Annotated in this window: 11 protein-coding genes; 4 read left to right on the top strand and 7 right to left on the bottom strand. The window is 69.6% G+C overall.

From position 1 onward, the window contains the following. Positions 1-242: 242 nt before the first annotated feature. From AC07CM_RS34770 to AC07CM_RS34760, 3 genes are all read right to left on the bottom strand, one after another. The gene (locus AC07CM_RS34770) at positions 243-2,399 is read right to left on the bottom strand and encodes a DUF6351 family protein (RefSeq protein WP_478880483.1); all 2,157 of its coding nucleotides are present in this window, start codon (positions 2,397-2,399) and stop codon (positions 243-245) included. Positions 2,400-2,700: 301 nt separating this feature from the next. Beyond that, complete coding sequence (locus AC07CM_RS34765; RefSeq protein ID WP_478880461.1) at positions 2,701-3,666, bottom strand: alpha/beta fold hydrolase; 966 nt, start codon at positions 3,664-3,666, stop codon at positions 2,701-2,703. 71 nt (positions 3,667-3,737) lie between these two features. Beyond that, a complete protein-coding gene (locus AC07CM_RS34760; protein WP_478880460.1) occupies positions 3,738-3,917 on the bottom strand; it encodes a hypothetical protein in 180 nt (59 codons plus the stop codon). 631 nt (positions 3,918-4,548) lie between these two features. Here AC07CM_RS34760 and AC07CM_RS34755 point away from each other — a divergent pair. Next, entirely contained in the window at positions 4,549-6,930 is a 2,382-nt protein-coding gene (locus AC07CM_RS34755; RefSeq protein WP_478880459.1) for an ATP-binding SpoIIE family protein phosphatase, read from the top strand. A gap of 312 nt (positions 6,931-7,242) precedes the next feature. Here AC07CM_RS34755 and AC07CM_RS34750 read toward each other — a convergent pair whose 3' ends face one another. Further along, the gene (locus AC07CM_RS34750) at positions 7,243-8,100 is read right to left on the bottom strand and encodes a class I SAM-dependent methyltransferase (protein ID WP_478880458.1); all 858 of its coding nucleotides are present in this window, start codon (positions 8,098-8,100) and stop codon (positions 7,243-7,245) included. Positions 8,101-8,213: 113 nt separating this feature from the next. Continuing rightward, positions 8,214-8,834, bottom strand: coding sequence for a helix-turn-helix domain-containing protein (locus AC07CM_RS34745; protein WP_478880457.1), 621 nt, complete (start codon positions 8,832-8,834; stop codon positions 8,214-8,216). A gap of 87 nt (positions 8,835-8,921) precedes the next feature. On the opposite strand from AC07CM_RS34745, the gene AC07CM_RS34740 reads away from it, so the two are divergent. The 3 genes from AC07CM_RS34740 (at position 8,922) to AC07CM_RS34730 (ending at position 11,657) form a co-directional block, all read left to right on the top strand. Beyond that, a complete protein-coding gene (locus AC07CM_RS34740; RefSeq protein ID WP_478880456.1) occupies positions 8,922-9,935 on the top strand; it encodes an NAD(P)/FAD-dependent oxidoreductase in 1,014 nt (337 codons plus the stop codon). Between the two features lie 177 nt (positions 9,936-10,112). Continuing rightward, positions 10,113-10,586 (top strand): carboxymuconolactone decarboxylase family protein, encoded by a 474-nt coding sequence (locus AC07CM_RS34735; protein ID WP_478880455.1) that lies wholly within the window; start codon positions 10,113-10,115, stop codon positions 10,584-10,586. 147 nt (positions 10,587-10,733) lie between these two features. Further along, positions 10,734-11,657, top strand: coding sequence for an RNA polymerase sigma-70 factor (locus AC07CM_RS34730; protein WP_478880454.1), 924 nt, complete (start codon positions 10,734-10,736; stop codon positions 11,655-11,657). A gap of 73 nt (positions 11,658-11,730) precedes the next feature. Here the strand turns inward: AC07CM_RS34730 and AC07CM_RS34725 are convergent, their stop codons facing one another. Then, entirely contained in the window at positions 11,731-12,603 is an 873-nt protein-coding gene (locus tag AC07CM_RS34725) for a hypothetical protein (RefSeq protein WP_478880453.1), read from the bottom strand. Beyond that, entirely contained in the window at positions 12,600-14,243 is a 1,644-nt protein-coding gene (locus AC07CM_RS34720) for a serine/threonine-protein kinase (RefSeq protein WP_478880452.1), read from the bottom strand. Before AC07CM_RS34720 ends, AC07CM_RS34725 begins: the two co-directional genes overlap by 4 nt. Positions 14,244-14,645: the final 402 nt, after the last annotated feature.

Below are 14,645 nucleotides of genomic sequence, written 5' to 3'. Positions count from 1 at the left end.
GACTCGGTGCTACCGAGGGCCGCACGGGAACGGGCCGACCCCCAACTGCCCTGGCGGCAGGGGTGGTTGTGGTCTCGGTGGCCGGAAGGCGCTGCCGGACCGTGAGCGGGCCCGTAACCAGTCGACTGGTTACGGGCCCGCTCACAGCATCACTTGATCACCGATGGGCACGGCACACCGCTCGCTGAACACGGCTGATCGCCAAGTACGGGCAACTGCCGAACGAGTTCAGCCGGCCGTTGTCAGTGAAGCGTGGAGTGCGGCGGCATACCGAGGGGCCGGCCCCCAGGTGTGTCGGAGTACGTCAGCCACGGTCGCGTAGGCTGCTGCCCCTGGCCCGGCTCGGACATGTTGCACACACCTGTAGGGAATGCCGCTTGCAGGCGGGACCACTGCTGACTGGTGAAGGTCACGGGGTAGAGACGCCGGCCGAGCGGCCTCAGTTGGCATTTGAGGATGTCATCCGTGAGCGGGGCGCCCGCCTCGATTCGTGGGTCCGAGTGGTACGGGAAGAGGTTGCGGCACAGACTCATGTCGGTCGTCTTCTTGCCGGCGAGCCAACAGGCGTCCACGGCTGCCGACGGTTTGTGCAGGAAGGCCTTCCGGGCTTGCGGAAGGCCATGACGGTCGGCTTCGATTCCTGCGAGCCAGCGGTCCATCAGGATGAACGCTTTCCTGTTGGCCACTGGGTCGTTGAAGACAGGCGGCTGGCCGGTCCAGATGATGACGTTGCCGTGGCCACCGGCGTCGCGGTCGAGCCGCGCGCGGATGCTGTAACTGTGAACGTCGGTGTGGTTCGTGAGGGTGTCGCTGCCGCGCAGGTCGATTATGGGGACATCGGCGAGCTTGTGCGCGGACACGGCCCACCCGGAACGGTAGGCGTTGGCCAGGGTGCGGGAGGCGGCAACTGATCGCTGTGGTTGCCAGTTCCAGTCGAGGTCGTAGCTCCCGATGCGTGCGTTCAGGTCGACGAACTGTGCAGCGCTGATCCTCCCCGACCGGAGGTCCTTGAGACCGTACTGAACCCCCACGTTGTCGTAAGGGCTGCCGGCGAACCCATCTTTCGCGCGCCGGCCGAGGACGGACGCGTTGTAGTCCTGAAGAGTGCATCGTGTGCCGTGGGGACGCTCCACTCGGTCGTACACGAGATCCTGGGGCAGTCCACAGCCCGGGGCGTAGTCGGGATCAAAGGCGATCCTGTCGAAGCCGGGCTGTCCCAGTGTCTCGACGTTGCCGTCGTAGAAGGCGCTGCATGGTGTGGGCGAGACGTAGCCTTGCACAGCGTTGCGTTGTGAAATGTCAGCCCACAGGCCGGGCGCGGTGTTGAAGGCGCGATTCATCAGTGTGCAGTCCTGTGCCTCCTGCGTGACTTGCGCCAGGTCGGTGAAGCTGCACATCGGCAACAGTCCGTCCAGAAGACCGGGTCGGCCCGCTGCCAGCGTGAACAGTTGTATGGAGCCACCGGAGCACCCCTGTCCGATGGTGTATCGGATCGGACGGCCTGCTTCTTCGATGATGTGTTCTTTGAGCATCATCACCGTCTCTGCCGACACGGTGGGGTTGCACTGTTCGTTCAGGTAGTTGTTGCTGGAGGTGATGACGGCGAAGCCTTTCGACAGCGCGTAGTCCGCGTTACTGGTCCCCGTGACCACCCCCTGAACGGCGCCGTCACCGAGAACATTCGCTGGACTGCCTTGTACGTGCCGCGGTGCGCAGCCGCCGACGAACGGATACAAGACCTTGCCGTTGAAGGCGCGCAGGGCACGTGCCCCGTGCCGGGCAGGGTCGTAGAGTGCGGCGGTCTTGTAGATGCCGCGGTCCAGGGTGCCGGTCTCGACGCGGACGACGAAGGGGACGGACAAGCCCTGGTCCGTCGTTGTGTGCGCCAGATCGAGGGGAGGATGAAGAGGGTCGTACGGCTCGAACTGGCCGGTCACGGATGAGCGGTAGAAGAGGTCGGTACGGCCCGCCGCGTGGCAGTGCGCCGCGTCCGTGGGACGGCCGAGCCCGTTGGCCTCGGTCGCGCACTGCCATGGCAGAGTTTGCGGGCCTGCGATGATCGGTCCGGTGCTGGGGTAGTTGGTGACGGTGAGGACTGCGGTACGACTACCGGGCAGCGAGGCGGTCAGGGTGTTGGGGCCAGGTTTCAGTCCTCGCACAAGGCTGCGCACCACGCCGCCGGTCACTTCGTTGAATTGGCTGCTGATGTCTGTGCCGTTGCGTTCCACGCGCAAGCGCCCGCCGTGAGCCGGTGGAACAAGCACCTCCACAAGGGCGTCACCTCCATGGATGAGGTCGGCGCGATTTGAGACGGTCCTGATCTGGGGGCCCCAGTCCGATGCCGCGGCGGTTGCGTGAGCGATTCCGCCCACTGGCGCGGACCAACACACCAACGCCATCACGGTGGCGTGGACGAGGCTTCTGCGTGGGGACTGGAAGGAGTATGAGTGCGCGATCGCGCGCATGGGGAGTTCTCCTGTTCGCGGTGCCCGGGCGTCTTCGCGCCGGTGACTGCTCAGGGGGAGTCGGCTGCATGTACGGAGAGGCTGCGTTCACCTGCGCCGCTCCAAGTCCCACATCATCCGCACTCTGCAGGGGCATGCAGAGGTGAAGGATGTCCACCAAGCTGTTCGCTTCATAGAGGGAAGCTCCAAGATGCCTGGCCGGGGTGAGCCATGCGCCGAGGCCGAGAAAGACCTCTCACCGGGAAGCCGTGAGCAAGTCCCCGAAGTCGAGGAGAGCCTCGTTGAAGGCTTTCGGCTGCTCGATGTTGGCGCCGTGGCCGGCGGCCGCGATGACGATCGACGAGCCCCGCGGCGCCAGAGATGCCGCAGCGGCAGCGTGCGACGACGGCCAGACCTCGCTTTCGGCTCCCGCCGCGAAGAGCACCGGCACATCGGTAGCCGCGATCACGGGCCGCCAATCGGCTTTCGCGTGATCATTGAGAAGGGCGATCTCGCCCGGAGTGAGCGTGCGCTCGCCGTCCTTCATCGCCCTGAGAAGGCGCACCAGTCGCATGCCACGACGCCACAGTGGGGTGCCGTGGCCGGTCTCGGGGATGCGCTCCGCGAAGTACGTCTCGACGTTCGACTCGTCGTAGCCGTAGAAGCCGTGGGCCCAGTCGGCGGTGTTCAGCATTTTCGGGGTCTGGTCGACGACGACGATCCCCGCGATGCGGTCGGCGCCGTACTGGGAGACGTACGACCAGATCGTGTTGCCGCCCATCGAGCCGCCGACGGCCAAGACGTCGCGCAGATCGAAGGCGTCCAGGAAGTTCCGCACATCCTGTCCGCGGCGCGCCATGTCGACCCCCGACTCGGGCCGGTCAGCCTTCCCGTGGCCGCGGAGGTCGACCGAGAGTACCCGGTACCCCGCTGCCGCGAGCGGACCGACTTGGTAGAGCCAGCTCGTCGCGGACGCCTTGAAGCCGGCGAGCAGGAGGACAGGCCGCCCAGAGGGATCGCCCGCCTCCGTGTAGTGGAGACGGATGCCGTCGTCTGCGGCGATGGAGGCCATGAGTTTCATTCTCCGTTCGGGAAGGTCTTGCCAGGGTTGAAAGTCTTTGCGGATCCAGCGTGCGCCGACCGCACGGTGAAGGTTGATCACGACAGGGCCCGGCTCTTGGGCTGTGCCCCGGAATTTGAAATGTGAAAGGGAGGGTGGCACGGGCACAAGGCATGCAGCCGGTGCCCCAGCACGACCGGGGCCGCGCATTCCTGGCCGGGGATCGAGAGCTGTCAGGAAAGGACCTTGCCGGGATTGAGCACGCTGTACGGGTCCAGGGCCTTCTTCACCGGGTGGTGCATCGCCATCACCTCCGCCTGATCGTGGCTCAGGCTCTCGACGCTCTCCGGAGCGGTGAGCACCCGATCCACCGGGATGTGCTGGAGGATCGCGCGTACGACCGGGGCGCTCATGGTCGGTCCTCTCGACGGTTGGACGGGCTCGTCCCGGGGCCCGGCGGGTGCGCGTGGTTCCGCGTGCCTGCGTCCGTCGCTGTACCTGTGCGGCGGTCGGCGAGCGGGGGGAGCACAGCTCGCCACGATGGAAACACGGTGCGCCGAGGAACCGAACGGAGAGATCATCCATGTTCGGCGACCCCTGTCGGAGAGATGCTCCTTTCTCCTGGTGGCGGCGGTGTGCTGAGGGTCGAGGGCGATGCTGGAACCGATCCGGACCAGCGCGTGGATGTCGTCAGCTCGTCCGGTGTGGGCTTGGCTCTCCCGCAGGGCTTGGGCGAGCACCTCCGTAGAGTGCGTGGCACCGGACCTGGGTACCCCGTCTTCCATGGCCCGTAGCGCTCCGGCCGGCCCGAGGAGGGACCCTGGCCACCACGCCGAGGTCGTCCCGACGAGGTGCGACGGCCACCGCGCAGCGGGCCTCGACATCGCATGTGGGGAGAAGGTGGGCGGCGTGCTGTCCATCGCCGGTATTCCCGGTCCTCACAGGTGAGGACCACCCCTACCGAAGTGGGTCGATGCCATGGGCAGCTCGGCCGCGCCGGTCCCCCCGGAAAGGGTCACGCGGCCTTTTCCCGGGGATGGGACCGTGATCGCTCTTGTGGACGCGGAAGGCATGATTGTCGGCTGCGCGGGGGAGACGGGCGCCGTCCTTGGTTGTCCGGTCAGGGAAGTGCTGGGCCAGCCGGTGGCACGCTTTCTCGCCGAGGGCGAGGATGTCGACCGGCTGGGAACGGCGGCGGAGCCGGCCGGGGTCCGGCAGGGCTGGATGGGGATCGCCGCGGGACGCCGCGGGGACGACCGCCCCTGCCGCCTGGGTGTCTTTGCCTGGCCGCTGTCCGGTGACGGCAAGGCTGCGCGCCTGATCGCGCTGGTCGAGGTCGGTCAGCGATCGTGGTGGGAGGCGAGTCTTCCCGCGCTGCAGCGTTTTTTCAACGATGCCCCGATAGGTATATCGGTGACCGATCCTCAGCTGCGGAACGTGTGGATCAATAGTGCTCTGGAGCGGATCATCGGCATCCCGGCGGCGCGCCGGGCCGGGAAACGGCTCTCAGAGCTCAGTGAGTTCCCCAAGAGCCTCTCGCTGTCGGTAGAGGACAGTATGCGTTCCGTGATCGAGTCGGGGAACCCGGTACTGGACTACGAGTACCTCCTGAGGTCACCTGCTCACCCTTATCGCGACCGCGCCTACTCGGCGTCGTTCTTCCGTCTGGAGGACGCTTTCGAACAAACGCTGGGGCTCTGCATGGTGATCGTGGACGTCAACGACAGGTGGCGGGCCCGCGAACATCTTGCCCTGCTCAACGAGGCGGGGGAGCACACGGGCACGTTGGATGTCGCGGACGCGGCGCAGGCGCTGGCCGAGATCGGGGTGCCGCGGCTCGCCGACCGTGCCGTGGTCGATCTGCTGGAGGTGGTGCCGGAGGCGGGGCGGCCGTTCCTGCCCCCATCCGGCGATCCTCTCGTCCTGCGGAGGGTCGGCCTGCGGTCCGCCTCCGACTGCGGTCTCGGCCCAGTTGCTCCCACGGGCACGCTGCAGGGTCACGGCCCGGCATCCCCGTACAGAAGGTGCCTGGTCGACAACGCCACGTACACAGGCCCGGGCGTGGGTGCGGAGTCCGGAGCCTGGAGAGCGGTGAGTGCTTCCCGCCCCGCGCACGACGATGCGCTCGCACCGTCGGTGATCGTGGTACCGATCAGCGTGCCGCATCGCCCACTGGGCGTCGCCACCTTCGTGAGGCGGCCCGAGGAGCCCTTCGATCACGATGACCTGGTGACGTGCGAAGCGGTGGTGCGCCGCGCCGCGGTCAATATCGACAATGCGCTGCGTTTCGCGCACGAGCGCACCACAGCGCTCGCATTGCAGCGTGAGCTCCTTCCTCGACGTCTCACCGTGGACCCGACCGTCGAGGTCGCCTCTTGTTACGTCCCCGCCGAATCCAGCAACGGCGTAGGCGGCGACTGGTTCGACGTCATCCCGCTTTCGGGGGCTCGGTCGGCGCTCGTCGTGGGAGACGTCGTGGGCCACGGAGTCCATGCCGCGGCTTCCATGGGGCGCTACCGCACGGCGGTACGAACCCTGGCCAATCTGGACTTGCCGCCCGACGAAGTGCTCGCCCACCTGGATGACCTGATCATCGGCTTGGAGCCCGGGTCCGCGACCGAGGAAACTCAGGAATCGGCCGGAATCGGGGCAACCTGCCTCGTCGCGATCTATGATCCCGTCGGCCGCTCCTGCTCGATAGCCAGGGCCGGGCATCCGCCACTGGCGATCGCGGCGCCGGACGGCTCGGTCCGCTTCCCCGATCTGCCGGCGGGGCCTCCGCTCGGTCTCGGCGGTCTGCCGTTCACCTCGGCAGAGGTCGGGGTCGAGGACGGCAGTGTGCTGGCGCTGTTCACCGACGGTCTCATCGAGACACGTGAACGGGACGCCACGGCTGGTCTGCACAAGCTGGCATTGGTACTGAGCCGGCACCGGCAGTCGCTGGACGCGCTGGGGGAGAGGGCCCTGACGACACTCGTCGACGGTTCCCCAGAGGATGATGTCGCACTGCTCCTTGCCCGGGTCCACGGGCTCGGACCGGACAGCGTCTTCACTTGGTGTCTGCCCTCCGATCCCGAGGCGGTGGCTCTCGCCCGGTCGGCCGTCGTCGATTGCCTGCGGGCACGACGGCTGGAGTCGCTGGAGTTCGAGGTGAAACTCACCGTGAGCGAACTGGTCACCAACGCAATCCGGTACGGCTCGGGACCCGACCTGAGCCTGCGCCTCATCTGGAAGGACGCCGGGGTGATCTGTGAGGTCTCCGACGCTGCCAACACGTCCCCACGTCTGCGTCACGCTCGCACGACCGATGAGGGTGGGCGCGGGTTGCTCCTTGTCGCTCAGCTCGCCCACCGTTGGGGCACTCGGTTCAAGCAGGACGGGAAGACTGTGTGGGCGGAGCTGGGGGTTCCCGCCGCGTCCGGGTGAGGGCAACACGGCGCCTTTGCCGGCGGCGGGGGCGCTGCACCGGCCATCTGGCTCACACCGCACCGTGCGCTCCGCCGCCCGCGACAACCGGGCCCGCATCCTGAGCGCCGCCTTGGCTTTGCCGTTCGCTCCGGCGATCTCCTTGCGGCGGGCCTGGCGCCAGGCTTCGTACTGGGCGGGAACGCCGATCGCGGCGGAGCTGTCGACCGGCGCCTTGGAGGTGTGGGGTGCAGCCACGAGGCGGTCGCTGCCCGGCGGGCAACCGACGCGCTGATCTCGAGAGCGTCGGCTGCCCGCCCGACGGCGGTTCGGTCAGGCGGCGCGGCGCGCGGCCCACACGGTGCGTTCGGTGCGTACCGCGAGGTCGGCGCGGCGCAGGATGCTGTGCGGGCCGGTGGTGTCGAGCAGTTGGTCGAGTGCGGCTAGGTCCTCCGGTGTGAGCGTGTGGGCGATGTTGTGGCGCAGGCGCTGCAGGCTGCCCAGTGCGTACGTGCCGACCGCCGTGTCGCGGGAGGCTTCCACGTTGACGGTGATGGTGCGTTCGCCTTCGACGGTGAACCCGGCCTTGGTCAGCATCGGCCCCCAGTCGGCTCCGCGGTGGGACACGTGCCCGGCGTGCAGGCGGTCGCCGGCCTGTTGGCAGCGGTCCTCCAGGCCGGGCCGGTCCTCCGGGGCGTTCGGGGGCAGGAAGCGGGGGAAGCCGGCCAGTTCGACGACCGCGAACAGCCCTGCGGGGGCGAGGAGTTCGTGGACGCGGCGCAGAGCTCGGTCGGGGTGGGCCATGTGGTGCATCGAGGCCGAGGCCCACGCCAGGTCCGGGGTGCCGAGGTCGGGCCAGTCGGCCTCGTCGAGATCGGCCTGCACCGTGCGCACGCGCGCCTGAACGCCCCGGTCGCATGCCTTCTCGCGCAGCCGCTGAAGGTGCCCGGCCGAGGCGTCGACGGCAGTGACGTGCGCCTCGGGGAAGCGGTCGAGAAGGGTGAAGGTGCCGGCTCCCGTGCCACAGCCCAGATCCACGATCTGGGCGGGGGGCGCCTGGAGGGGCAGCCAGTCGGTGACGGCGGCGTGGTGCTGGGCCAGGACCTCCGCGTCCAGGTCGAGGATTTCGGCCTGGCCGTCGTCGTGCAGGTGGTGGCCGTCGTGGGCGGCGTGCGGGTGTGCGTGGGTCATACCGTCACGCTAGGACGACCTTGCTCGTTCGGCACGACTTCTTCCCATATACGCAAGACGATGGCGTCTTTGGCTGCCGTAGACGCAAAGCGACTCAGACTGCCGACAGGCGGTCACGCGCCAGGAGTGCCCGGTGCGGAGCCGTCGTCGGTGCGCTTGTCGGCCCCGTCGCGCTGATGGCCGCGGCGGGCGTCGCGGTCGAAGATCCCCAGGATCTCGCAGGGCCCGCCCTCGGCGCCGATGGCGTGCGGCAGCATCGTGGGGAACTCGGCGGCCTGGTTGGTCTCGATCCGAAAGCGCCGGTGGCCCAGCATGAGGATCGCGGTGCCGGACAGAACGACGAGCCATTCCCGGCCCGGATGCGCGCGCATCCGGGCCGGATTGGCCGGTGGCGGCTCGGTCATCCGCTGACGCACGACGCTCATGCCGGGATCGCCCTTCACGGGCCAGCGCATCAGCCCGTGCGCGCCGTCGATCACCGGGCTGGTCACGACGTCGTCCGCGGCCGTCTCCACCAGCTGGTCCAGCGATGTGCCCAGGGCGCGGGCGAGCGTGACGAGCTGGTCCAACGCGAGGCGCCGCTGGCCGTTCTCGATGCGGGAAAGCGTGGACTGGCTGACGTTGGCCCGGCCGGCCAGTTCCTCCAGAGACCAGCCCTGCGCCACCCGCAGGGCACGGATGCGCTTGCGTACGAGGCTGTCCAGCTCCCCATTGTCTTGCGTCATAGGCAACATCCTATGCCCTCAGTGCAAAGCGGGGTTAGCTTGCCGAGCAGAGGCCCGGAACAGCCGGGGCCCACGCCCCCAGGGAAGGCGGATGCCATGACTGTCACGACGGCCGCGTACGTGAGCGACACACTGCCGAGCGGCACGGTCGACGCCGTGGTGATCGGCGGCGGCGCCGCAGGTCTCAACGGCGCACTGATGCTCGCCCGCTCCCGCCGCATGGTCGTCGTCATCGACAGCGGCACCCCGCGCAACGCCCCCGCCGAGGTGATGCACGGCTTCATCGGCCTGGACGGCACCCCGCCCGCCGAGCTCCTCGCCAAGGGCCGGGAGCAGGTACGCCACTACGGCGGCCTGGTCGTCTTCGGTGAAGTCGCCACCGCCGCCCCCGCCTCCAAGTCCGCAGACGGCGATCTGCGCTTCACCCTCACCCTGACCGACGGCCGCACCCTGACGGCCCGTCGCGTGCTGGTGGCCACGGGCCTGCACGACGAGCTGCCCGCCGTGCCCGGCCTGACCGAACACTGGGGGCACAGCGTGGTGCACTGCCCGTACTGCCACGGCTGGGAAGTGCGCGACGAGCCCATCGGCATTCTCGCCACCGGCCCGGCCTCCGTCCACCACGCGTGGCTGTTCCGCCAACTCACCGACGACCTCGTCTACTTCACCCGCGGCACCGTCCTGGACGAGGAGACCCGAGCGCGGTTCGCCGCCCGTGGCATCCGAGTCATCGACACTCCGGTCGCCGAGGTCGTCGACGCCGACGGCGGCGGCATCGCGGGCGTACGGCTGGCCGACGGCCGGGTCGTCGCCCGGCGCGTCCTGGCAGTGGCCACCCGGATGCTGGCCCGCACCGAGGGGCTCGCGGGGCTGGGCCTGCCCATGGAGGACCTGCCCGACAATATGGGCCGCCGCTTCGTCTCGGGCATGGCCGGCACCACCGACGTCCCGGGCGTCTGGGTGGCCGGCAACGCCACCGACCTGACCGCCCAGGTCGGCGCCTCCGCCGCAGCCGGCGCCCTGGCCGGGGCCCACATCAACGCCCACCTGGCAACCGCCGACACCGACGCCGCCCTCGCCACGGCCGAGAACGCAACCACCACCGCCTGACACCCGCGGCCGCATCCGGGCACTGCGCGACCGCGTGACGCGGCGCGCACGCCGAGAGAGTGACATCTCCGAACATCCGAGTTCGGGGAGACGTGGATCACGCGCGTCCGTGTCACAGGGTGTGGGGCTGTCTCGTCTCGGGGGGTGTAGCCACCGACGAGCACGGAGGAGAACGCAATGGACGCGCGACTCAACTACTTCGCCAGCCCGACCGCCGCCCAGGCCCTCAAGTACCTCATGTCGGCGGGCAGGACGCTCAAGGAGGGGCCGCTGTCGGCTGCGACACAGGAGCTCGTGGCGCTGCGCGTGAGCCAGATCAACGGCTGCGCAGTCTGCATCGACATGCATACCAAGGAGGCTGCCGCAGCCGGTGAGACTTCGGTGCGGCTGAACCTGGTGGCGGCGTGGCGGGAGGCCACGGTCTTCACCGGGGCCGAGCGTGCCGCGCTGGAGCTTGCGGAGCAGGGGACCCGGGTCGCGGACGTGCCCGGCGGGGTCAGCGACGAGGTCTGGGCACGTGCCGCGAAGCATTACGACGAGGAGCAGCTCACCGCCCTGGTGGTCCTGGTCTCCTTCATGAACACGGCGAACCGGCTGAACATCATCGCCCGGCAGCCGGCCGGCGATTACGAGGTCGGCCAGTTCCACTGAACGGCCATTGAGGGCACGCCGGAGGCCCGCTGTCGCAGGCCCCCGGCGAGGGTGCGTTGCACAGCCCAGCCGACGGACCGCAAGATCACCAGAACGTGCCCGTGCCGGGAAATACGGCTGGGTGAGAAGACCTCAGGAGGATGCGGCGTGAACAAGGTCGAGGAGTTCCAGGAGCTGCGGCCTCTGCTGTTCTCGATCGCCTACCGGATTCTGGGCAGCGTGAGCGAGGCCGAGGACGCGGTGCAGGAGACCTGGCTGCGCTTCGACGGCTCGACGACCCTTCCCACGTCCGTCAAGGCGTTTCTGTCCGCCACGGTGACGCGGATCTCGATCGACGTGCTGCGGTCCGCGCGGGTGCGGCGGGAGGAGTACATGGGCACGTGGTTGCCCGAGCCACTGCTGAGCGATCCGTATCAGGATCCGGCGCGCTCGGCGGAGCTTGCCGACTCGGTGTCGATGGCGGCGCTGCTGCTTCTGGAGCGGCTCAGCCCGCTGGAGCGGTCGGTGTTCGTGCTGCGGGAGGTGTTCGGCTTCGGGTTCGACGACGTCGCCTCGGCGGTGGGGCGTTCGGAGGCGGCCTGCCGGCAGCTGCTGGTACGGGCACGGCGGCACATGGAGGCCGGGCGGCCGCGGTTCGAAGCGGATCGTCAGGAGCAGCAGGAGCTGGCGACACGGTTCTTCGACGCCCTGCGCGAAGGCGATGTCGCCGGCCTGCGGGATCTACTGGCCGCCGACGTTCAGATGGTCGGGGACGGCGGCGGCAAGGCCCCGCAGCTGGCCAGGGCCGTCGTCGGCTCCGAGAACGTGGCCCGGCTGCTGGCCTCCGTCTACCCGCTGCTGGCCCGGATCGACGTGACGTTCGAGCCGCACGAGGTCAACGGCCAGCCCGGCGCGATCTTCCGCGACCGGGACGGCAAGGTCCTCCATGCTCTGGCCCTCGACGTGTTCGACGGGCAGATCCAGCACATCCGCTCGGTGATCAACCCTGACAAGCTCGGCCACCTCGGACCGGTTGCCGACGCCTGGGCCGTCGACAGCGAGGTGAAACAGACCCGCCGGCAGATGAGGTGAGCCCAGGACCGGCGTGGCCGGCTCGTTCGCCTGTCCGGCGACGTGGACTCCACTGGTCGTCACGCCCAGCTGGTCAGGGGCAGTCGTACGTGAGGTGGGTGGCCACCGTGCGGTGGGTGGGAGTGAGGATGCGCAGTTCGGCTCGTGCCCTGTAGTGGCCCTTGCCCCGGAAGGTCCACAGGAGGTGCAGCCGTGCCTGCCGCTGACCTCGGGCCACCGTTTCCCGCAGGACCGCCGAGGCGGTGCCGTCGCTTCGGCGCCAGCGGTAGGAGAGCGTGCCCGCCCGGCCGTTCGTGGTGACCAGGCCGACGATGTCCGCGGTGCCGTCGCAGCCGACGGTCGTCGGCCGGACGGCGCCCGCCACCGCGCGCACCCCGACTGCCGGTTGCAGGTGCTGCCAGGCCAGGAACGCGATGACGCAGACCAGTACCAGCGCGGGCAGCGCGTGTCTGCGCAGGCGCCGACGCGAGGGCGCGGGGGCCGCTGGCCCCGTGGGCAGCGTCCTCTCGGTGCGGTGCACGACGGCGGCCGTCACTCCCGGGCCGAAACGCAGCACGGTGCCTTCGACACGATCAGGTTGCGTCGATGATGTGGTCGGCGTGATCTGTGTGCCGGGCGGCGCGGGCAGGGTGTCGGTGTCGTCGGGCTCGGGCCGCTGAATCCAGTGGCTGGCCAGCACGGTGGCGCTGTACTCGGCGTCGTTCGGGCCGGCTTCGCGGACCGGGGGGTGTTGGGTGGTTGGCGCGAGGTGGAGGGTGGGGGCCTTCTCGTCGCTGGGGTCCAGTACGCGGGTGGGCTCGTCGGTGGGGTCCAGTTCGGGGGTGGGTTCGTCGGTGGGCTCGTCGCTGGGGTCGAGTTCGTGGGTGGGCTCGTCGGTGGGGTCGAGCACACGGGTGGGCTCGGAGTCGTCGGCAGGTGCCGGGGTGCGGTCGTTCTGAGTGGTCATCGGAGGTCACACTGCCTGGTCAGAAGCTGCTGCGAGGCGCCGCCGTCGGCGGCGGCCGGGGTCGTCGTGGCCTGCACCACCCAGTAGCACCCCTTGTTCTGGAAGGTGTGCTCGACGGGGAGCGAGTACTGGGTGGCGCCGCTGCGTTCGAAGGTCTGGGGCGCACCGTCCGGGGTGCGGAGCGCTCCTGCGGAATCGCTGGTGAACCACGAGACGGTGATGGAGACCGGCCCGGTGCCGTCCGTGGTGATGTCGACGGTTGCCGTGGCGGTGGACGGACCCGTCTGCCGGAAGGCCGAGACCGCGACGTCCTTGACCGCGGGAGGGGCCGGCGCGGTGGGGGAGGCGCTGGTCGGTGTCGCGTCGGTGGTCGCCCCGCCGGGCGTCGTCTCCCCGGACGGAGTCGTGGTGACGGACATCGAAGGCTCGCCGGTGCCGGTGGTGTCCGGAGACGGTGCGCCCGAAGGCGACAGGCTGGGGGAGACAGTGGCGGTCGGGGACGGGGAGGCGTGGGCCGACGAGGTCGGTGCGGTGGGACCCCGCGACGTCACGCCGGGCTGGGCGCTGGTGGTGGCGAGGGCCTCAGCCGTCTGCTGCGGATCCGCTGCCCGGCCGTGCTGGGCGGCGTAGGTAAGGAGGATGCCCAGGAGCACGACCGCCGCCGACACCAGCATCCCCGCCCGGCCGGGGAGCCACGACCGAGCCGGGCCGTGGCCCGCTCCCTGGGCCAGGACCGTGCGTGCGGTGTCCGTCATGGTCCGCGGGGCTTTGCGTGCCGAGGGCAACAGCAGCGGCAGCAGTGCGACCAGCGCGGCGAGCCGTCCCCGGCCGCGTTCCTCCCAGTCGGGCCCATAGGCGGCGCCGGCCGCCGCCTCCAGTTCCGAGACGAACGCCTCGGCGTGCGTGGGCCGCTCCTCCGGGTCCTTGGCCAGGCCGCGCCGCACCAGTGCGCGCACCGGCTCGGGGACCTCGTCGGTGGGGATGGGCGCATCGACGTGCCGCAGCGCGAGTTCGGCGATGTTGTCACCCGAGTACGGCTTGTGGCCCGTCAGGCACTCGAAGAACGTGGCCGTGGCCGCGTACACGTCGGCCGCGGGAGAGGCCGGCGCGCCGGTCCACTGTTCCGGGGCCATGTAGGAGGGGGTTCCCGCGACGCCGACACTGGTGCCGGTGTCCACCGCGATCCCGAAGTCGACGAGCTTGGACGAGCCGTCCGGCACGACCAGGACGTTCTCCGGCTTGTAGTCGCGGTGGACGACGCCCATGCGGTGCGCGTCTGCCAGGCCGAGCAGGGAACCCTTGAGGATCACGAGCGCGGCTTCGGGATCCAGCGGACCCTCCCTGGCCAGCAGGGCCCGCAAGGAGACGCCGTCCACCAGCTCCATCACGATGGCGGCGCCGTCCGGGCTCTCGACGTACTCGTACAACCCGGCGACGTACGGGCTTTCCAGCCCGCCGAGCAGCCGCGCCTCGGCCCTGAACTCGTGCACGAATCCCGGCCGGGTGCGCAGTGACTCGCTGAGGTATTTCACCGCGACCGGAAGGCCGGTCCCCTCGTGCACGGCCAGTACGACCCGTCCGCTCGCCCCGGATCCGAGCTCCAGCGACTCGGTGTATCCGGGCACCGCCCATGCGTTCATTCCGTCCCCCCAGATCCGCTGTGCCGACCGACATCCCACTCGTTCCGGCGCTTCCGGCACGCGTTGAGAGACATATTTTCGGCCACTGCGGTTGCGGTGCGACGCCGCGGACATCACGGGTTGACCACTCCTGGCAGGGGGCAGACCGCGAAACGCAGCGGTCTTTCCGGCGGCCGGTGGACCGCCGGTGGCGGGCCCTGTGGACCGTCGCCAGCCACGGGCAGATCGCGCTGAACGTACGTGATCCGGCCAACGAGGGGACACTCCACCGAGGTCGCCGACGGAAGGGAGCCGGGCCTTACGCTGACCGGGCACTGACGGCGGACGTGGGAGGCTCCTACGCTGGCCGGGCGCTGACGGCGGACGTGGATCCCCTGGCCGGCCGGGCGCTGACGGCGAGCG

The sequence above is a fragment of the Streptomyces sp. NPDC044061 genome (genome assembly GCF_056434305.1).
This window is presented reverse-complemented; position numbering and strand designations above follow the sequence as displayed.